16 protein-coding genes and 1 pseudogene are annotated in these 20,516 nt (G+C 67.6%); 14 read left to right on the top strand and 3 right to left on the bottom strand.

Annotated elements, in window-relative coordinates; genetic code table 11:
• Positions 1-135: 135 nt before the first annotated feature.
• On the bottom strand, positions 136-1,035 hold the full coding sequence (locus HUA76_RS37115) for an NmrA family NAD(P)-binding protein (RefSeq protein WP_174463550.1): 900 nt from the start codon (positions 1,033-1,035) through the stop codon (positions 136-138).
• 80 nt (positions 1,036-1,115) lie between these two features.
• On the opposite strand from HUA76_RS37115, the gene HUA76_RS37110 reads away from it, so the two are divergent.
• The 13 genes from HUA76_RS37110 (at position 1,116) to HUA76_RS37050 (ending at position 17,571) form a co-directional block, all read left to right on the top strand.
• Positions 1,116-2,129: a LysR family transcriptional regulator gene (locus HUA76_RS37110; RefSeq protein WP_174463549.1), complete on the top strand. Its 1,014-nt coding sequence runs from the start codon at positions 1,116-1,118 to the stop codon at positions 2,127-2,129.
• Between the two features lie 125 nt (positions 2,130-2,254).
• A complete protein-coding gene (locus HUA76_RS37105) occupies positions 2,255-2,875 on the top strand; it encodes a DUF2378 family protein (RefSeq protein ID WP_141641193.1) in 621 nt (206 codons plus the stop codon).
• 187 nt (positions 2,876-3,062) lie between these two features.
• Positions 3,063-3,863 (top strand): DUF3014 domain-containing protein, encoded by an 801-nt coding sequence (locus HUA76_RS37100; protein ID WP_141641194.1) that lies wholly within the window; start codon positions 3,063-3,065, stop codon positions 3,861-3,863.
• Positions 3,864-3,976: 113 nt separating this feature from the next.
• On the top strand, positions 3,977-6,091 hold the full coding sequence (locus tag HUA76_RS37095; RefSeq protein ID WP_174463548.1) for a nitrogen regulation protein NR(II): 2,115 nt from the start codon (positions 3,977-3,979) through the stop codon (positions 6,089-6,091).
• Positions 6,081-7,442 carry a sigma-54 dependent transcriptional regulator gene (locus HUA76_RS37090; protein ID WP_141641196.1) on the top strand — a complete coding sequence of 454 codons (1,362 nt, stop codon included), beginning with the start codon at positions 6,081-6,083 and terminating at the stop codon, positions 7,440-7,442. The genes HUA76_RS37095 and HUA76_RS37090 overlap by 11 nt, the downstream gene beginning before the upstream one ends.
• 11 nt (positions 7,443-7,453) lie before the next feature.
• Complete coding sequence (locus tag HUA76_RS37085) at positions 7,454-7,813, top strand: OmpA family protein (RefSeq protein WP_174463547.1); 360 nt, start codon at positions 7,454-7,456, stop codon at positions 7,811-7,813.
• A gap of 379 nt (positions 7,814-8,192) precedes the next feature.
• The gene (locus HUA76_RS37080) at positions 8,193-8,408 is read left to right on the top strand and encodes a hypothetical protein (protein ID WP_174463546.1); all 216 of its coding nucleotides are present in this window, start codon (positions 8,193-8,195) and stop codon (positions 8,406-8,408) included.
• Positions 8,409-8,472: 64 nt separating this feature from the next.
• Complete coding sequence (locus tag HUA76_RS37075) at positions 8,473-10,035, top strand: FAM151A/B family protein (RefSeq protein WP_174463545.1); 1,563 nt, start codon at positions 8,473-8,475, stop codon at positions 10,033-10,035.
• Positions 10,036-10,208: 173 nt separating this feature from the next.
• Positions 10,209-10,670 carry a hypothetical protein gene (locus HUA76_RS37070; RefSeq protein ID WP_174463544.1) on the top strand — a complete coding sequence of 154 codons (462 nt, stop codon included), beginning with the start codon at positions 10,209-10,211 and terminating at the stop codon, positions 10,668-10,670.
• A 55-nt stretch (positions 10,671-10,725) separates the two neighbouring features.
• A complete protein-coding gene (locus tag HUA76_RS37065; protein ID WP_174463543.1) occupies positions 10,726-11,028 on the top strand; it encodes a hypothetical protein in 303 nt (100 codons plus the stop codon).
• 244 nt (positions 11,029-11,272) lie between these two features.
• Positions 11,273-12,733, top strand: coding sequence for a hypothetical protein (locus HUA76_RS37060; RefSeq protein ID WP_174463542.1), 1,461 nt, complete (start codon positions 11,273-11,275; stop codon positions 12,731-12,733).
• A 196-nt stretch (positions 12,734-12,929) separates the two neighbouring features.
• The gene (locus HUA76_RS37055; RefSeq protein ID WP_174463541.1) at positions 12,930-14,372 is read left to right on the top strand and encodes a hypothetical protein; all 1,443 of its coding nucleotides are present in this window, start codon (positions 12,930-12,932) and stop codon (positions 14,370-14,372) included.
• Between the two features lie 559 nt (positions 14,373-14,931).
• Positions 14,932-17,571, top strand: coding sequence for a DUF4038 domain-containing protein (locus tag HUA76_RS37050; protein WP_174463540.1), 2,640 nt, complete (start codon positions 14,932-14,934; stop codon positions 17,569-17,571).
• 180 nt (positions 17,572-17,751) lie between these two features.
• Here HUA76_RS37050 and HUA76_RS37045 read toward each other — a convergent pair whose 3' ends face one another.
• Together HUA76_RS37045 and HUA76_RS45840 are read right to left on the bottom strand one after the other, a co-directional pair.
• On the bottom strand, positions 17,752-18,285 hold the full coding sequence (locus tag HUA76_RS37045; protein ID WP_174463539.1) for an autotransporter outer membrane beta-barrel domain-containing protein: 534 nt from the start codon (positions 18,283-18,285) through the stop codon (positions 17,752-17,754).
• A gap of 446 nt (positions 18,286-18,731) precedes the next feature.
• Positions 18,732-18,884: pseudogene (locus HUA76_RS45840) on the bottom strand (acetyl-CoA C-acyltransferase); the annotation flags it as partial.
• 160 nt (positions 18,885-19,044) lie between these two features.
• Between HUA76_RS45840 and HUA76_RS37035 the strand changes: the two are divergent.
• Complete coding sequence (locus HUA76_RS37035) at positions 19,045-20,136, top strand: hypothetical protein (protein ID WP_217440744.1); 1,092 nt, start codon at positions 19,045-19,047, stop codon at positions 20,134-20,136.
• Positions 20,137-20,516: the final 380 nt, after the last annotated feature.

The raw sequence follows: 20,516 nt of genomic DNA, 5'->3' as shown, positions 1-20,516 counted from the left end.
CGCTCCACGTTCGGTGACACCCGTCACGCTTGATTGACGGGCGCCATTCTCGCGCCGTCCCGGCCCAGCGGGATGAACAGAGATGACGCGCTCATGAAGAAGTGTGAAGCCACACAGGGACAGGCCCACCACGCCCTACGCCGCGGAAGCGCGAGCCTGCGCCACCGCGGGCTTGAGGACCTCTCGCGCCCACTGCGCCAGCGTCGTGGACGTGGTGGTCTCCGCCGACCGGGGCTCGGCCGCGTCCATCCGTCCTTCGGGGATGGCCTCGTACATCTGCACGAAGAGGTCGACCATGAACGCGGGCAGGCCCATGCCCAGCATCGCCTTGCGAGCGTCGTCGAAGGAGACCTGCACGTAGCGCACGGGCTGACCGAGCTCTCGCGAGAGGATGCCCACCACCTCCGTGTACGTGAGGTCCTGGGGCCCGTGAACGCCGATGTACCGGTGCCCCTTCCAGCCCGCGTCGAGCAGCACGTCCGCCGCCTTGTGCGCGATGTCCACCGTCGCGACGAAGGGGGCGCGGCGCTCGGGAGAGGTCGTCAGGAAGAGCGTGCTCGCGTTCACGAGCGACGGCAGGTCGCGCAGCAGGTTCTCCATGAAGTAGCCCGGACGGAGGATGGTGACGTCGGCGACGGCGGCCTTGAAGGCCTCCTCCACCGCGAGGAGCACGCCCACCGGCCCCGTCCCTGGACCCGACTGCGCGCCGACGCTGGACAGCACCACCACGCGCTTCACGCCATGCTGCTTCGCCTTCTGCGCCGCCAGTCGCCCCATGGCCTGGGTCCATTCGACGAAGTCCGGGCGCATGGCGGGCGGCGTCAGCCAGAAGACCGCCGAGGCTCCGGCGAAGGCCTTGTCCAACACGGCCGCGTCGTCCGAGGACCCCTCCACCACCTTCGCGCCACGCTTCACCAGGTCCGCCACCTTCTCCGCGCTCCGGCTGATGAGGGTGAGGGACTGCCCCGCCTCCAGCAGCCGCAGGGCGAGGTTCCGGCCAATGTTTCCATTCGGGGTGTTGATGACGACGCTCATGGACGCCTCCGGTGACTTCGAGATGGCTCCAGAGTGTTCCTCCCCCTATCATGAGGCCATCGCATGTTATTCATTGGCACATGAGCAAGTCGCATGTTGCCCGGGGAAAGAGCCGCGTCCCCACCCGACGCAAACCTCGCGTCTCCCCTGCGCCGAGCCAGCCGTCGAACACGGGACTGGACCTGTCCGGCGTCAACCTCAACCTCGTCGTGGCCCTGGATGCGCTGCTCACGGAAGGCAACGTCACCCGGGCGGCCGCGCGCGTGGGCATCACCCAGTCCGCCATGAGCCACGCCCTGCGGCAGCTCCGGGAGCAGTTCGGAGACGCCCTCCTCATCCGGGGCCGGGGAGGGATGATTCGGACCCCGCGCGCCGAACAGCTCGCCGCCCCACTCCACCGGGGACTGCTGGAGGTCCAACGAGCGCTGCGCAACGAGTCCGTCTTCGAGGCCCGCACCTCGGCGCGGCGCTTCACCATCGCCTCGGGTGACTACTTCGCCGCCGCCCTGCTGCCCCCGCTGCTGGAGATGTTCGACGACGAGGCCCCCCGGGTGGACCTCACCATCCGCCCCCTCGTCGTCTCCCAGGTGGAGGCCCAGTTGGAGAGCGGCGAGGTGGACCTGGTCATCGGCGCCTACCCGGACCCCGCCCCCGCGCTGCGCCAGCAGAAGCTCTTTACCGAGGACTTCGTGTGCGTCGTCCGTCGCGACAACGCCCTGGTGAAGGAGGAGCTGGACCTGGAGACGTACCTGCGCCTGCCCCATGTCCTCGTCAGCCCCCGGGGCGAGGGGGCGGGCGCCGTGGACGTCGCGCTGGAGCGCCTGGGCCGCAGTCGACGCATCGGCCTGCGGATTCCCTACTTCCTCACCGCCGCCATCTCCATGGTCCGCTCCAACCACGTCCTCACCGCCCCCCGCCGACTGGCCGAGCTCTTCCTCGACCTCTGCCCCCTGCGCATCCTTCCTCCGCCCGTCTCCCTCAGACCGTTCGACGTCCTCCAGGTCTGGCACGAGCGTTTCGACGACGAACCCGCCCACCGGTGGCTGCGCGGCATGGTCTCCCGCGCCGCCGCCGCACCGCGTGATGAGCGCTAACCCCATGGGAATCCAGCGCTTTTCATGACGGAGCAGGCCGGCTGTCGCTCGCCGACAGGGACACTGAACGTCAATTCACCTGTGGGCGAGCATCCGACGGGCCGACCGGTGTAGGGTGCGACCCTATGACTTCTTCCGAGAAGCTGATTTTCACGCAAACCGTGGAAGCGCTCTTCGTGCGCGCCCTCGAGAACCGCCTCACGCCAGCGTGTCGGGAGCACCTGCGCCGTGCGGGCCTGGACCTCGACCAGAAGCTTGGGCGGACGTATTCGCTGGAGCAGTGGAAGGAGTTCCTCCGCATCGCCGCTGGGCACGTCTACGGCGGAGTTCCCGCTGAAGCCGCGTACTACTCGCTGGGCGAGCGGTTCATGGACGCCTACTTCGGGACCTTCTTTGGCCGCGCGCTCCTGGGCGTCGTCCGGCTGGCAGGCCCCCGGCGGATGCTGCTGCGCGCGGGGATGGGCTTTCGCGCCGGCAACAACTTCAGTGTGGTCGAAATCGTTGAGCGCAGCCCCACCTTCGTGGAGCTGCGGATGAACGATGTGCTGGCGGACGTACCCACGTTCTCCGCGGGGCTGCTGGCTCGGGCGGTGGAGCTGTGTGGGGGCTTCCGGGTGGTGGTGCTACCCGAGGAGTTCGACGGGACGTCGGCGACGTTCCACATCCGTTGGGCGGAAGTCACGGCCGAGTCGGCGATGCCGCCCCCGGCGGCCGGTTCCGCGGGCGCGCCTCGGCCCCGAGCCTGAGTGAGTCCCGCGCGCCCCCGGTGCAATCCGCCAGGGTGGCGCGCGGAACGCCATGCTCGCGTGGCTTGCGAGCGGGCGCGCTGACGGCTCCGGGAGCACGCGCTCCCGAGTGAAGCCTCGCCGCCCACCCTGTCCCCTTCCCGCTGGCATCACCGCTGCAATCCCTGGGTCCGGTCGCGGAGGACACATGGACAACGACGGCGGTGCGATGGTGAAGCTCGAACGGGGCGCGCTCTGGGGTTGGGGGCTGGTGATTCTGGTCGCGGCGGTGCTCGCGGGAGCCGGGGTCTGGCACGGCCTGCTCCATGGAGCGCCCGACACGCCGACCGTCGTCGTCGCCCAGGCGCCCGTGGTGCCCTCGGTGGTGGACCGGGCTCCGGATGCGCCCCTGCCGCCCACGGCGGAGGTCGACGCGCTCCTTCGCTCGCGGCTCTCGGGGGCCTCGTCGATGTCGCAGTTCGGCGCCTGGCTGCGGGAGGCGGACCTCCTGCGCCGCTTCGTCGCCGTGGTGTCCAACATGGCCAGCGGAGAGAGCCCTCGGGCCGTGGTCGCCTTCCTGGCGCCGTCCGGGGACTTCCAGGTGAGCAGCACCCGCGACGGCCGCACGCTCGTCGGGAAGAAGGGGTACACCCGGTACGACACGCTGGGCCGGGTGGTGGGCAGCCTCGACTCCACGGTGCTGGTGGACACCTGGCGCGAGGTGCACCGGCTGGCCGAGCGGCTCCACCAGGAGAGCGCGCCGCCGGGCAGCTCCCTCGAGGCGACACTCCGACGGGCCTTCGAGCAGGTGCTGGCGGTGCCGGTGCTCGACGGGGACGTGGAGGTGGTGGCGAAGGGCGCACTGTACGTCTACGCGGACCCCGCGCTGGAGGCGCTCACTCCCGCGCAGAAGCACCTGTTGCGGATGGGTCCGACGAACCTGCGCCACATCCAGGGCAAGGTCCGCGAGGTGTCGCAGAAGCTCAACCAGCAGGCCTCGAGGCCCTGAGGCCCCGCCAGCCCCCCGAGTGGGCCTCCGACGCGACGAGCCGGTTCCTGGGGAGGGAGCCATCTGACGGGCTTCCCCCACCCCCTCGCGCCGGGATGTTGGTATCTGCCCTCATGCGCTCCTCCCTCCTGCCAGTCTTGCTGCTGTGCACGGCGCTCACCGGCGTCATCGGCGGCGCCGTGTATTTCATCCAGCGGGACAGGCAGGCGCTGGTGGACCAGTTCGCCCGCGAGCGACAGGCCCAGCTCCAGGAGGCCGCGCGAGGGGTGTCCGAGGCGCTGGAGGACGTGGGCGAGGACCTGCGCTTCACCGGTGAGTTGCTGTCCCAACCGGGCACGGCCGAGGAGCACCGTCGCGAGCTGCGCGCGCTGTTGGAGGCCGTGGGGCAATACAAGGCCATCGTCGTCTTCGGGCCGGATGGGAAGGAGCGGCTGCGGCTTTTGGACAAGCGCACGGGCGCGTCGCTCGCGAAGCAATACCCGGCGGAGGAGCTGGCCCGCACCGCGAGGAGCGTGCTGGAGGGAGCTTCGGGTCACATCGCGTCCTCGCCTCCGCTGTCCGGGGATTCGACGGGGTGGCTGCGGGCCTTCGCCACCTCGCTGCCCGAGGATGCTCCCGGGGGCGGAGGCGCGGTGGTGGTGCTGGTGGACGCCGAGCCGCTGTTCGCGCCGCTGAAGCTGCTCACCGCGGAGAGCGACACGCATCTCTTGTTGCTCGGCGCGCATGGAGCGCCCACCGCGCTGAGCGCGCCGACGCTGGCGGCTCGCTATCAGGGGCTCGCCACGGATGTCCGTGGCACTCCAGGGCTCGCGGCGCTGTCACGGCGCATGCTCGCGGGTGAAGCGGGTTCGCTGGTGATTGAGCGGACGGAGGCGGTGGGGTTGGGATTGGGAGACGCGGAGGTGGTGGCGAGCTTCGTCCCGGTGCGCATCAAGAACGGCGCGCTGTGGCCGCTGGCGACGCTGTCCTCCACGCGAGGGCTGCGTTCCCATGAGCGAAGCCTGGTGCTGCGGTTGTCCTTCGCGGCGTTCCTGTTCTCGTCCTTCCTCATCGCGTTCGGTGTGTATGTGGTGCTGGCGCGCAGCCGCGCCGTGGCCCTCCAGGAGAGCCTGCGCCACGCGAGTCGGCTGGCGCACCTGCACGACAAGACGCAGAAGATTCTCGACCACATCCCCACGGGCGTGCTGGCCCTGTCGACGACGGGGCGCATCACCTCGGCGAATCGCGCGCTGAGCACGAAGATGCCGCCGGATGTGGTGGGCTCGACGCTGGCGGCGGCGTTCCCGCAGGCCCATGCGCCCGTCATCCAGCGACTGGAGGAGCTGGTGAATGCGGCGGGCGGCGACAACCGCGTGCGCAGCCTGCACGGCGAGCCGCTGCGGCTCTTCGCGGAGGAAGGACAGTACAACGTCCACGCGGTGCCCCTGGAGCCGCACCAGCCCGACGTCCGCACGCTGTTGGTGCTGGAGGACCTGAGCAACCTGCGCGCCCTGGAAGGACAACTGCTGCGCGCGGAGAAGCTGGCGACGGTGGGCGTGCTGGCGGCGGGAATCGCGCATGAGATTGGCACCCCGCTGGGCGTCATCCGGGGCCGCGCCGAATACGTGCAGGACAAGCTGGGCCCCGAGCACCCGCAGTCCGCGGGGCTGGGGACCATCGTCGAGCAGATCGACAGGGTGAGTCGCACCATCCGGCAGTTGCTGGATTTCTCGCGGCTGCAGCCCGCCGAGTCGCGGGCGGTGACACTGTCGTCCGTGGTGAAGAGCGTGCAGGAGCTGCTGCGCGTCGAGACGGAGCGGCGGCGCGTGGTGCTGAGCATGGACGTGTCGCAGCCGTTGCCCGCGTTGGCGGCGGACTCGGACCAGCTCCAGCAGGTGCTCGTCAACCTGCTGCTCAACGCGTGTGATGCGTGTGAGCCGGGGGGACGGGTGCGACTGACGGCGACGCCGGGCGAGGCGGATGCGTCGGGGGCCTGGGGTCGGGTGCGCATCACCGTCGAGGATGACGGCTGCGGCATCGCCGCGAGACATCTGCACCAAGTGTTTGATCCATTCTTCACCACCAAGAAGCGCGGACTGGGCACGGGCCTGGGGCTGACCATGGTGGCGCACATTGTCCGGAACCATGGCGGGCGCATCGAGCTGGACAGCGCACCCGGTCAGGGGACGCGTGTGATGCTGCAATGGCCCGCCGCGGCCCCCGCGCGAGAGGAGCAACATGTCGGTTAGAGCCCGGGTTCTCGTCGTCGATGACCACGTCGAGATGGGACAGATGCTGCGCGAGCCCTTGTCCGATGCGGGTTACGCGGTGGATGTGGCCTCGGGAGGCGCGGATGCCATCGCGCAGCTTCGCGCCGGGGTGTACGACGCCGTCATCTGTGATTTGCGCATGCAGGACGTGGATGGCTTCGACGTGCTGGAGACGGCGCGCAAGCTGGACCCGGACCTGCCGGTGCTGATGATGACGGCCTTCGGCGGCGTGGAGAACGCCGTGGAGGCGATGAAGCGCGGGGCGTGGCACTACTTCGCCAAGCCCTTCCGGCTGGACGAGGTGCGGCTGTACGTGGGCCGCGCGCTGGAGGAGCGGCGGGTGCGCTCCGAGCACCGCACACTGAAGCAGCAGGCGGAGGACCGGGGCCGGCTGGGAGCGATGGTGGGGCGCAGCGCGGCGATGCGGGCGCTGTATGCGCTGGTGGAGCGCGTGGCCTGGTCCAGCGCGCCGGTGCTGGTGCGGGGTGAGAGTGGCAGTGGCAAGGAGCTGATTGCCCGGGCCCTGCACTTCGAGGGCACGCGTCGCGCGGGGCCCTTCGTCGCCGTCAATTGCACCGCCCTGCCCCACTCGCTGCTGGAGAGTGAGCTGTTCGGCCATGTGAAGGGGGCGTTCTCCGGAGCGACGAGCGCGAGGCGCGGGCTCTTCGTGGAGGCGGATGGGGGCACGCTGTTCCTGGATGAAATCGGGGACATGGCGCCGGAGCTGCAAGCACGGCTGTTGCGAGTGCTGGCGGAGGGCGAGGTGCGGGCGGTGGGGGCGGACGGCTCGCGGATGGTGGACGTGCGGGTGGTGGCCGCGACGCACCAGGACTTGGAGGCCCGGGTGAAGGAGGGCCGATTCCGGGCAGACCTGTTCTATCGGCTGAATGTCGTGACGTTGCAGGCGCCGCCGCTACGGGAGCGGCCCGAGGACATTCCCGCGCTGGCCGAGCACTTCCTCGAGCAGGCGCGGGCGAGGAATCCAAGGTCTCCGGTGCAGCGCTTCGCACAGGAGGCGGTGTCGGCGCTGTGTGCGCAGCGCTGGCCCGGGAATGTGCGAGAGCTTGAGAATCTGGTGGAGCGGCTGGTGGTGCTCGGGACCCGGGACACGGTGGACCTGGAGCAGCTCCGTCCCCATGTCAGCGAGGGCGGCGCGGAGGAACACCCGTTGTTGGAGGCGCAACGGGAAGTCATTCCCCTGCGCCGGCTGGAAAGCGAGTACATCGCCTGGGCCGTCGCGCGGTGCGGCGGAAACAAGACACGAGCGGCGGAGTTGCTCGGGATTGATGTCTCCACCATCCACCGTCGGGAGCGGTCGGAAGGCAAATAGCCAGAGGTACCATGACCGAGCCCTCAGACACGGACCTGCTCCCCCTGGCCCTGGAGCCTGTCTATTTCGAGCTCGACTCGACGACGCTGCGCCCCGAGTTCCGCGACACGTTGACGCAGCTCGCGGACGCGCTGCGCAAGCGGCCACAGGCACGGGTGAACATCACCGGGCACACGTGTGAGCTGGGGACGACGGAGTACAACCTGGGCCGGCGCCGTGCTTCCGTGGTGAGGGATTACCTGCGGCGACTGGGTGTGGAGCCGGCGCGGTTGTCGACGCTGTCGTTTGGAGAGGAACAGCCGCTGTCGACGACGGAGCTGGAGAAGAACCGGCGCAAGGAGCTGCTGGCTTCGACGGAGTGGATGAACTGAGCTGGGGGCTTGGACGGGTTTGTCGCCCATATGAGACCGCGGGAATCGAGCCCTCTGCACAAGACAACCCAGTTCCGAGGCAGGGTCGCCTTGCCCCGCGATTTTCCAGGGGATTTTGGACCTCCGCCATCCCGCCCCGTACCGCTCCGTTCGGCCAAATTCCCCCGGGAGGGGCTATATGGAGGCAATGGGCCTGTCCCCTTTCAGGGCTCGAACCCGCCCACGTTGTGGAGCCGGGTAGCAGGCGACTCGGGTTCCCCCTCACACTTCTACAGTTGTGGCTGAAACGACTTCACCAGCCCAGCCCGCGCCAGCAGCCCCCGCACGCGCCTCGACAGCGCCACATTGTCAGGGGCACACCGGAGCCCCCCGCGCCGAGTTGGAGGGCAGCACGGAGCCCCAGGACGTCACCCAGCGGCGCTATTGGGAGAGCCTGGGAGAAGGCCCGACCGCCTTCCATCGCTGGATGGACCCCACGCCCATCGCTCACTTCCAGGACGCATTCGAGGCTTGCGAAATCCTCCGCGACGGCATCGCCGTGGGCCACGGACGCACCCAGAAGGACTTCCTCTACGTCCTGGGGATTCACCAATAAATGAGCCACCCGGCGCCAGGGGCACTCCACGGGATGAAGTCCCCTCATCCCGGAGCGAACTCCCATGTCGTCCTGGCTCAATATCGCGTTCCGCAGTCCCACCGCGACTCCCACGCAGGTACAGCCGCCACCGCCACCACCACCACCGCCGCCCGCCCCGCCTCCCGCGGTCGGCCCGTCGATGAAGGACGAGTTCGTGGCAAGCACGAAGACCCCCGCGGGACCGGACCTCACGGGCGCGCCACAATTCCAGACGCTGGCCGCCCCCCCCGAGGGTGAGAGCACTCCCTCCACGGGCCCCATCGCGAAGCCCGCGTCGGAGTACAACAAGCCGGGCGGGGTCGAGGGTGATGCGGTGGACGTCGACCTGGCCTTCCAGCAAGGCGGCCCCTCCCAAGCAGCGCAGACGCTGGCGGACCTCACTCTCAAGAACCGCGACGTGCCCGGCTACGCCGACTCGCTGCTCAAGGCCTCCTCGAAGACGCTCCAGGCCATCTCCGACAAGCTGGGTGAGCGCACGAACAAGGGCGACCTGGACGACAAGAAGAAGGACTCCTCCGGCAAGTACAACACCACCTACGAGACGCTGAAGGGCCTGTCCGTGGTCGCCGACAAGGCCGGCCCCGAGGGCCTGAAGCTCCTGGGCCAGTCCCTGGCTTCGGCGACGCCCAACAAGGGGGAGATCAACCAACTCGACGACAAGCTGAACGAGTTGGGGGATGAGAAGATGCCAGGGCTGGAGAAGCTCGCGGGCACGCTCGTGACGGAGCTGGAGGCCACGGGCAAGAACAAGGCGGCGAAGGAGCTGCGCAAGCAATACAAGCCGCTCGCGGAGGTGCCCGCCGCGCCGCCCCCGGGCAACCGCTGGGAGCCGGGCACTCCGTTGAGCGAGGCCAAGAACGCCCACACCACCAACACGCGCGCGGACTTCAACGACGCCAAGAAGGGGGACGCCACCTGGTTCGAGGGTGACGTCCGCATGGAGTTCAACCGCGAGGGCAAGATTGAGATGCGTCACGACCTGGGCAATGAGACCGGTGACAATCTCACGCTCACGGAGTGGCTGAACAAGGGCAAGGAGCTGGGCGTCGGCCTCAAGCTGGATGTGAAAGACGAAGACGTCTTCAACAACCGCTTCCTCGAGGAGGTCCGCGCCTCGGGCGTCCCCGACAACAAGCTCATGTTCAACTACGGCTTCGGCAAGGCGGAGGCCGAGGGCGCCAAGACGCGGGCAATGTTCCCCAACTCCACGCTCGCCCTCAATCCGCCGGGCGGCCCGATGAATGAGCAGGTGGACAAGCTGATCGGGCAGGTGACCCGCATCAACGACGCGAACAATCTGCCGAGCACGGGCCCGAACAAGCCCCCCGCCACCTTCGTCTTCAAGTACGGCGAACACCCCACGGACCCGGCGCTCATCAACAAGCTGAAGGAGTACGGCACCATCTCCATCTGGCGCGGCGACAGCTTCCAGAGCCTGAGCGTCGAGGACTCGACGAAGAACCTGAGGGCCCTGGGCATCGACGGGATGATCGACCTCAAGGAGAGCGTCGTGAGCTCCATCACCAACAAGGCCAAGGACGCGGTCAAGGACACGGTCAGAGGCCTCGCCCGCCCATTCCCCTGACCTTCCGGCACTGACGCGCGGGACTCGAGGTGGACCCGGGGTCGCCAGGGCATCGGCGACCCCATGTTCCAGGTGCTCGCCCATGTCCATTGGAGGTGCGCGGGTCGCCCGGGTTTTCGGGCTTGAATCCGTGCGCTCGAACGCGGGCGAGGAACCCATTAGGGTGCGCCGCCATGCGATGCGACCACTGTTCCCGGTCCGAGACGACGGTCTTTGTTGAGCTGCACCACAACGTGGGCATGTTGTTCGCGCGTCGCTCCCATACGACGGCCGCCGACCTGTGCCGGGCGTGTCTGGGCAAGGCGTTCTGGCACCACACGCTGCGCAACGTCACCCTGGGCTGGTGGGGCACGATTTCCTTCTTCGTGACCTGGTACTACCTGCTGTCCAACATCGTCACCTACGTGCAGGCCCGCGCGGAGATGGGCCGCTCGCGCCGGCGCGCGGCGCCCGTCGTCCAGGAAGCCCGAGGCGCGGACGCACTGCGAATCCTCCAGCCCTTCGAGCACAACATCCGCATGCAACTGCGCATGGGAGATGACCCCTCCGCCATCGCGCGCGACATGGCGCGACTGCATGGCGTGGAGGCCTCCGCCGCCCAGGCCTACGTCGAGCAGCTCCGCGCCGCCGATTGAGGCACGGAGCCGCCAAGGGCGACTCCGCACGCTCTTGAATCAAGGGGTTGACTCGATGGATGGCGAAACCAAGGCAAGCAACCGGCAGGTACGTTTCCGCAACACCTCCGGTTTATTCATCTGGCTTTGCATCGCGTTCCCCACCACTGCCAACTGTGGGGGCTCGCTGGGGGGGCACCTGACACGCGGGTGGTGGGGAATCGGCCTGAATCAGGAGGTCCATGTCCTCACGACGCAGGAATCGTGGGTCTACTTCATGGCCGAGGCCGATGATGGAGCAGGCTGGAACATGTCACAGGTGGCCGTGCAGACCCACGTGGTGGCCTCGGAGTCCAGCCACGGCTCGGGGGTCAGCTAAAACGCGGTCTTGAAGGACCGCAGCGCCGCCGCGGGGTCCCCTCCTCCGCGAGTGCGTCTCCCTCCGCGCAGAGCGCCTGGATGCGCTCGCGAATCGGGCAGGGATATGCGGGCGACGGACTCGCGGTTACATCGCAGTGACATCAACCGCTTCGAATCACGATAGGGATATGAGGCCAGCCCGAGCGCTGGCCGGGCGTGGCCGGCATGCCGGCCCCTGTATCGACTCATACGAGGGGAACATCATGGGGCGCATCTATACCGGGCTGGTCCTGGCCGCACTCTGGGGAGCGGGCTGCGGCGATACGACGGAGCCCGTGGCGACGGAGCCCATCGAGCGCCACGTGGACGGCTCACGGCTCAAGGCCCAGGTCATCTCCACGAGCGATGGCCTGCGCTGGTTCAAGCGGGTCTACGACAGCCAGCGACAGGCAACGTGTTTCTGGCAGAAGGCCGCGCCCGATGGGGCCTACTACTGCGTGGACGACGGCGTGGGCCTGGTGTCCCGAGGTGGCTCGCATTTCAGCCACGACGATGAATACACCGACGCCGAGTGCACCGACCCGCTCACCGACCTCTTCCAAGCGCCGGGGCCGAACACCTTCATCAGGAGGTCAGATGACTCCTGCGAGGGGCTGCAACGCTTCCACTCCGTGGGGGAGCACTGGACGGGGGCCTACTACCGCCGGAACCAGGACGGGGATTGCGTCCGGGAACCGCTGGGCCACTCCACCCACTACCGGATAGGCCCCGAGCTGGTGACCGGCGACCACTTCGTTCGAGGGACCCTGCGGGAGAAACAGAGTGGCGAGGGCATCAAGGCCTACGTCATCGCGGGCGAGGATGGGTCGGAGACCTTCGAGACGCTCCAGGACACCACCCACGACACAAACTGCGTCGTCAACCGGGCGCGTGACGGGAAGCTTCGATGCCTTCCGAGCAGCGAACCCAGGGGCTGGCTCGCCTCCGTCTCGGTGGACCCGACATGCACAGAGCCCGCGCTCACGACGTTCACCCCCCGCGCCTGCACCCCGCCTCGATTCTCGCTGATGAGCGACGGGGACGATGCGTGCTCTCCGAACGTGAAGGTCATCGCGGTTGGAGAGGAAGTCACCCAGGTCTACGCGCCCGCCAGTGCAGTCGACCCCACGTGCCGGCCGCTCACACCTGGGTCACGGGAGGGCCGCTACTACCGGGCGGGCGCGGAGCTTCCCGCCACGAGCTGGCCCGAGGCGAAGGAGATCGACCTCAAGGTGCATGGCCGACTCATCGTGCGCGGCGCGGAGGTGGCAGGGGCGGTGAAGGTTCCCGCCAGGCTCTTCGACACACAGTTGGGGACGGAGTGCTTCTTCAATCCGGACCCCTCGGGCACGGAACGCTGCTTCCCCGCGGGCCACGGCATCGACCTCAAGCTCGGATACTTCGCGGATGCCGCATGCACGACGCGGGTGTCCCCTGTCTTCCCCGCGCCCTGCACTGTCGGCGGGTACGCCGTCTTCGTGGACTTCGCCCAGGGCCCTTGGCTGCGGTACCGCGCCTTCCATCTGGGCCCCAAGCACGAAGGCCCCGTCTATGTCGTCCAGGCGGACGGTGCCCAAGCGGGAAGATGCGCGGAGCTGGAAGGGGCGCCGCCGGCGTCCGTGTATGAGGTTGGGGCGGAAATCGAGGCGACCTCGCTCGTCGAGGGGACTGAATCGATGAATTGAGGGATGCCGGCTTCAGGCTCGGGGAGCCGTTGCCTCCCGCACGGAAGTCAAGAAGAGGCCCCTGTTGGTTGGCCATCACACCCGGCGGGTTGCCATCACCTCTCCTCGGCACGATAAAGGACGGATGCCGGCTCGAGCGCTGGCTGGGCGCGGCCGTCATGCCACGCCCTGTATCGACTCATTCGAGGAGAACATCATGGGGCGCATCTATACCGGGCTGGTCCTGGCCGCACTCTGGGGAGCGGGCTGCGGTGATACGACGGAGCCCGTGGCGACGGAGCCCATCGAGCGCCACGTGGACGGCTCACGGCTCAAGGCCAGGGTCCTCTCCACGAGCGATGGCTTGCGCTGGTTCAAGCAGCTCTATGACAGCCAGTTCCAGACGCCCTGTACCTGGCAGAAAGCGGCGCCCGATGGGGCCTACTACTGCGTAGCCTCCGACACGGGCAACATCACGGACGCCGAGGACAGCCGCCTCCAGGGCTACACCGACGCCAACTGCTCCATCCCCCTCGCCTACTTCTCCACCCCCCCGGGCCCCAACACCCTCATCTCGAAGACGGATGGCACCTGTGATGGGCTTCAACGCTTCCACACCGTGGGGGAGGCCTGGAGTGAGAGCTACTTCCAGCGGGACTACAACGGAGATTGCGTTCGGGAAGTGAGATACGCCGCCTACCTCTACCGGGTGGGACCCGAGGTGGCCGCCAGCGACTACCTCGTTCGTGGCGTCCTTCAGGAGAAGCAGAGCGGCAGGGGCATCAAGGCCTACACCATCAAGGGCGAGGATGGCTCGGAGAGCTTCCAGTCGCTCCAAGACACCACCCGCGATACGGAATGCACCGTTCGGTTGGCGCGTGACGGGACACTTCGCTGCTTGCCGTCGGGTGAGTCGACAGGCGCGAGCGCCTCCGCCTCGGTAGACCCGGCGTGCACCGAACCTGCATTCGCGACGACCTCCTACCTCTTCTGCACCGCGCCGCGCTTCGCGGTGTATGCCAATCCGGAAGAGACGTGCCCTTCGGGTCTGCATGTCGTGGCTGTCGGCGAGGAAGTCAGCCAGGTCTATGGTTCCCTCGGTGAAAACAACCCCGGGTGCCAGCCTCGGCCGCCTCAGCCACGGTACGTCCGCTACTACCGGGCGGGCGCCGAGCTTCCCGCCAGGAATTGGGTCGAGGCGAAGGAGGTCGACCTCAAGACCCATGGCCGACTCACGGTGCGCGGCGTGGAGCTGGGAGGGGCCGTGAAGGTGCCCACCCAGATTGTCGATACGCAATTGGAGACGCGGTGTACGTTCAGGCCAGACCCCACGGGCACGCTTCGCTGCTATCCAAGCCAACACTTGATCAACCTCGAGCCCGGATATTTCGCGGATGCCGCATGCACGACACCGGTGTCCCATGTCTCCCCTGAGTCCTGCACCGTCGGCGCTTACGCCGTCTACATTGACGAATCGCAGGGCTTTCCTGGAAAGAATCGTGCCTTCCATCTAGGCCCCAAGCACGAAGGCCCCGTCTACGGCAGAAATCTGGCCGGCCAGTGCTTGACGTGGCGTTTCACTCCGTCGGAGCCCTTGTATGTGGTTGGGGCGGAGATCGATGTGACGTCGCTGGTCCAGGGCACTGATTCGATGGAGTAACAGGCACCTGTGAGAAGCGCGGGCCCCCGGTGCGCTGGAGCGGCTGTCACGAGCGGAGGACGGCCGCATCGCCTATCGGATGAAGCGCCCACTGCCGGACGGCACCACGCATGGGGCGGCCCTCGGTCGCGCGTCACCGCGCAGGACTTGTCCGGGGGGCCCCGCTGCTGAAAAACACCCCGTAAAGTTCCAGGAAAGTCTGGCGGGCCTCATGCGTAGAGCCCCCACACTCTCGACGAAGGTGTTGCGCGAATGAGGTTCGACAGGAAGGTCATCGACGCCTGCCAGGTGATTCCCTCCGTGCCGACCTCCAGAGGAGCGTGGGCCGCACTCACCGCACGATGAGCACCACGGCTTGGACGACCCCTCGTCCAGTCGTGATGCCCCTCCGCGATTTCGCGGGGGTTCCTTCCCGGTTCGCGCACGACAGGGTGCCTCATTCCAGCCGCGAAGCCGGTTCGCTGGCTGGGTTACTCGGAGTTGTTTCATGAGCTCATGGACATGCAGTCCCAATGACGTTGGCGTTTCTGAATCGGGCCGCCCTGCCCGCCTTCTACGGATGGCCCTGCTCGGCGCCATCTGCTCGGTGATGACAGCCTGTTCGGCGCAGGTCGAAACTTCAGGCGACGCCGTTGCTCTCGACACCACGGGCCAGAAGAGCATCGGACCAACCTTCACCTTCCCACTGAAGGTCAGCGCCAACCAGCGCTACCTGGTCGACCAGAACAACGTCCCGTTCCTCGTGAACGGATTCAATCCCCAATCCATCGTCACCGGAGTCGACCCCGCAGACTTCAATACCATCTTCGCCACCAAGGCCAGCCAGGGCGTCAACGCCGCGGATGTCTGGTTGATTCAGGACTACTCCAAACCTGACTCCTCCACCTGGGACGGCATCAAGCCCTTCACCGGGACGCTCGCCCAGACTTGCGACTATGGCCCTTGCTGGGACTTGAGCACGCCGAACGAGGCCTACTTCGCCCGGGTCGATGCCCTGGTGGCGGCCGCCAACCAGAACAACATCGTGCTCTTCACGACGCCCATCGACGGTCCCGTCGGCTTCCACGAGACCCTCGTCGCGAATGGAACGACACGGGCGAACCAGTACGGCCAGTATCTCGGCAACCGCTACAAGAACCACCACAACATCGTCTGGTGGATGGGCGGCGACTACTTCGATGTCGACGTCAATGACAAGGCGCGCATGGCCGCGGTGGCGAGCGGCATCAAGAGCACGGACACCGTCAAGCCGAAGCTCTTCGTGCTCCAGCTCGCCCCCACCACCGGGACCAGCTCCCTGGATGGCGACTGGTCGGTGTGGGGAGGCCTTGTCACCCTCAGCGGCGTCTACAACTACAACGCGGCCTACTACAAACAGCACGTTGACTATGGGCGAACCCTGCCGGCGATCATGCCCAGCTTCCTGATGGAGCCCAAGTATGAAGACGAAGGAGTGACTGGGCGAGACACCCGGAAGGTCGCCTGGTGGTCCATCACCTCCGGCTCCGTCGGCACTCTCTACGGGGCGTCTCATGAGTGGCAACTGGGGGCGCCGTTCCCCAACAAGTCCCTGCTCAACAACCCGACGCACCCAGGCGCCCTCTTCATGCAGCACTTGCGGACCTTCTTCGATGGTCCCAGTGGGTTCAACTGGTGGGACCTGGTCCCCGACCGAGGGCCCGGTGACCCGGTCAACGGAAGCACCATCGTGACCCAGGGCATGTGCACCAGCGGGAGCAACAGCACCAGCTGCTATGGCAACAACGCCGTCCGGACCAACTACTACGCGACGACCGCGCGGACCTCCAACGGGTCGGCGGTGGTCATCTACATCCCGTCGTCCCGCACCGTCCGCGTGGACATGACGAAGCTGTGCGGCACCTCCACTGTCAAATGGTTCAACCCCACCAACGGTGCGTACACGACCGTCGGCACCAGTTTCGCCAACACCGGGACCCAGGACTTCACCACCCCTCCGTGGACCACGAGCCACCAGTCGAACTGTGACGACGCGGCGCCGCAGTCCACCACCTGCAACGACTGGGTGCTCACCCTCAACACCAATGCCCCATGCAGCGGCGCAGTGGCTCCGACCGCGACCACCTCGGCGGCAAGCAATGTCGGCGCATCAGGCGCCTCGCTCAACGGCTCGGCCAACCCCCATGGCGCGCAGAGCACGGGCTGGTTCCGGTACAGCTCCACCCACCCCGGCAGCTGCGACGACACCTTTGGAACTCGCGCTCCCGCCACCGGTGGCGTGAGCCTGGGCAGCGGCGGCTCGACGCTCACGTACACCCAGCCAGTGACGGGGCTCGCGGCGAGCACCACGTACTACTTCTGCGCCATCGCCAGCAATCCGGTGGGAGTGACGCCCGCGAGCGCGGTGCTGTCGTTCACCACTTCGGCCACGGGAGCCGCTCCAACCGTCGTCACCTCGGATGCGACCAGCGTCACTTCGAGCAGCACCACGTTGAACGGGGCGGGCACCCCCAATGGTGCCGCGACCACCGGCTGGTTCCGCTACAGCGCGACCCATCCCGGAAGCTGCAACGACACCTTCGGGACCCGCGCCCCGACCAGCGGCGGCGTCAGCCTTGGCGGCGGAAGCACCCCGGTCACCTTCAATCAGCCTCTCACCGGCCTGACGGCTGGCACCACGTACTACTTCTGCGCGCTCGCCAGCAGCACCGACGGCACCGGCGTGGGTCAGGTGAACTCGTTCGTGACCAGCTCGAGTTCGTCAATCACCATCGGTGAGACGAACATCCTGTCGGGCACGGACTCGGGCCTCGCGGATCTGCTGGTCGGCAACCAGGTTGCGCTGACACAAACGGCCACGCTCCAGACCTTGAGAATCAACGTCAAGGCCTTGGGGACCTCGACTGGCAACCTGACCCTGGCCGTCTATGACAGCCTCGCTGGTGGCGCGCCCGGCAGCCTCAAGGCGACGACAACGTCGTTCGTCCCCGTGGTCGGGTGGAACACCGTCAACGTCGTCACGCCGGTCTCCCTCCCGGCGGGTACCTATTGGCTCGTGGTGGGGTTGAACAGCGGCAGCACCGTCCTTGCCTATGGCAGCGGGTCAGGGACCGAGCGTTGGGTCAGCAGGACGTACGGCGCGATGCCCGGGACCTTCCCCACCACCGGCGTGACGCAGGGCGCAGGCCACTACTCGTTCAACGCGACGCTCACACCGTAGCGCCGCCGCGTTCTGGACGAGGGGTCGTAGCGGTCCATCCGTCGAGGAGCGCCCGGCGAGGCTCCTCGACGTCGGCATCGACTACGAAGCGTCGCAACGAGCCTCGCGGCCTCAAGGTCGTCATCGAGGGCGTCCGCATCCCGCCCCCGAGCCCTCCCGCCTGAAGCCGCCACCCGAGCGCTACAGTCGCGCCTGGAAGCGCACGCCAGGCATCACCCAGAACTCCAGGTCGGAGTTTGCGGACGTCGATGACGCCGGGTAGCCGTCCGTTTTCATGGAGCGCCAGAAGTATGAGGACATGCTGCCCGTGACGTAGGGGCCCACCCGGAAGCGGCCAGCGAACGTGAAGTCAAGGCCCGCCTCGAGCCGCATGAGCTCGAACCCCGACTCGACGGTTGAAGTGTCCCCATACGCGAGGTGCTCCTTCTGCATGTGACGCTGATAGCCCACGCCCGCCCCCAGCCAGGGGCTCCAGGGACTCTCCGGCGCGAACTGGTACTGCAGGCCCACGCCCAGGCGCAGCACGCCGCCGCGACACGACTCCTCCGAGCAGAAGCGCGAGTACCGCCCCACCCCGTACTGGCCATACAGGCCGAGGGAGAGGTGGGACGAGAAGAACCACGAGACATCCACCTGGGGCGCGATGAGACCCTCGAGGCCCATGGCCAGCCCCGAGGCCTCGGAGACCTTCTCCTTCGGGATGCCATAGGCCATCCGAACGCCCAACCCCAGGTGAGGACCATCGGACGGCTGTGACGGAGCGGAGGCGTCCTGCGCGGCGGCACGCGGGCCCACGAGCGCGAGACAGCACAAGGCGAGCCCGAGGAACGGGCGACAAGAGCGAAGTGACAGGGAAAGGTCGGGCATGGGCAAGCGGAGGCAACTCCAAACAGGCACCCCGGCCGGGCCGCCGGCATCTCACGCGAACGCGTGCATCAATGCAAGCCAATACAGGCTCACGAATTTCTGAGGGGCGCCTGCGCACCCAGCGCGGGCAGCAGGTGACGGCGATACCGGCCCCACGCTCGCGCTCACCATCGCGACGGACAGACGCGCCCGGAGTCCATCGCCGGCTTCGTCCGCCAGGACCAGGTGGAGGCAGGGGTGGGCTGGCTGCGAACGCGCCTCGATGTGGCCGAAGGAGCGTCGCTCCGCCTGACTCAGAGCGCCCCGACGAACACTGCGTTGCCCTGCCCTCCTCCGATGAGGGCCGCCGCGATGCCATACCGGCCACCGCGCCGCGCGAGCTCGTAGACCAGCGTCAGGGAGGGATGAGCCCTCGCGGCGCCCGGCGGATAACCAACCGCGAGCGCACCGCCGTTGACATATCAGACAGCCCACGACCGCGCCCCGGTGAGCGCCAGGACGCGGCGCGGGCCTCTCGCGCCTGAGATTGGGTGAGGAGAATCCGGGGGATTTCCCGTTCCAGGGAGTGACGGCGAATGGACGCCGTCGCCTACTGGAGCCTCCTCCTTGAAATCATCCGTGTCCTTTCTCGCGCTGGCGCTCGCCAGCGCCGTCTGCCTCGTGGGCGTGACTCCCGCGCACGCCGAGCTGCCCCGGACTCCCCTCCCTGGCGAGCTGGCCCGCGTCGGAGACGCGGACAGCGCTGTCATCTGGCTGGCGGGCCAGAACGGTGACGTCGGCATGGCCGTCGTCGCGAAGTTCCCGCATCGCCCGCTCGTGGCGCCCCACTTCTTCCTGAAGCACTCGGCGGAGGAGGTGTTCCTGGCCGTGGCGCCCGACTCCCAGCCCCCGCCGGCGGCCCTGCGGAGCCGCGAGAGCCTCACGCGCACCTCCTCGCAGAGAGAGCAGCTCCGGCGGGACAACGCGGCCGAGCTCGCCACGCTGCCAGAATCCTTCGCCGAGCAATCCTCCTCCCTGGCGGGGAGCTGCACGGCGCAGCAAAGAACCTGGGCCGCATCCATCTATGGTGACCCCACGTGCGGGCAGCCTCCGGCAGGCAATCCCGTCTTCACCGCCACCGTGAGCGACTACTACTGCGAGGGCTGCGAGAACCCGCTCGGCAGCGACGAGCCCAGCGCATGCACGCCGGCCCTTCTCCCTTGCGACAGGGTCCGCCGCAATTCAACTAGCGTTCGTCTGCGCACCACCAGTTGGAATGGCCCGGTGACGTTCCAGCATTCGGGGCACTCAATGCACTTCGCGGTGCATAACTGCAGTGGAAACGGGCCTGTGACTTTCAACTTCAGCCGCGCCGGCTGGTCGGGCAGCGGCAGCATCCAGCTCGCCCCCCTGGATATGTGGAACGTCAGGGTAGGGGATTTCTCTGCCGCCAACGCAGCGAAGAAGGTGACCATGGGCCAGTGGACCGTGGGCCGGCCCGAAAGCGGCCCCACCTATGACTTCAACGCCATGTCGGTGGATGCCAATTCGGGCGCGACGGATGCCATTACCGCGTGTGGGGACATCATCACCAAGTACAGCATGGAGGACCTCACCATTCCCGCCTGCCACGGCAGTGCCGATGTCGCGCTCTGCAATGGAACAAACTGCAACAATGCCTGCTTCCATTGCTACGGGCCAAACGGCTGCCCCAACTAAGTGGCCTCTTGTACCGCACTGGATTGTTGAGACACCAGGCGGGTCGTAATCAGGCGGGTTGCTTCAGCATCAGCTCCCGCCGGGCCTGACCCGGAGAGCGGAAGCCGTGGTCAGTCGGAGCTGGCCGGTACCGGGATTCTCGATGGCGGCAAGGGCGGCGCGCAGCAGGTAGCATCCCGGGTCTTCACCGCGCAGGCGAGCCATTTCCCCCAAGCCGGGGCGAGGCCGGAGCCGGAGGAAGAGAGCCCGTCCTTTGCCGCGACGAGGGAGGAGCCGAAGAAGGAGCGCACACCACGATTGGACTCTCGCCAGGCTGCTACGCAGGACGGAAAGCGCTGGACGTGTTCGCTTGCTCGAAGTGTGGAAACAGGAGATGCGCT

The organism is Myxococcus sp. CA056, assembly GCF_013336715.1.
Classification (GTDB): domain Bacteria; phylum Myxococcota; class Myxococcia; order Myxococcales; family Myxococcaceae; genus Myxococcus; species Myxococcus llanfairpwllgwyngyllgogerychwyrndrobwllllantysiliogogogochensis.
This window is presented reverse-complemented; position numbering and strand designations above follow the sequence as displayed.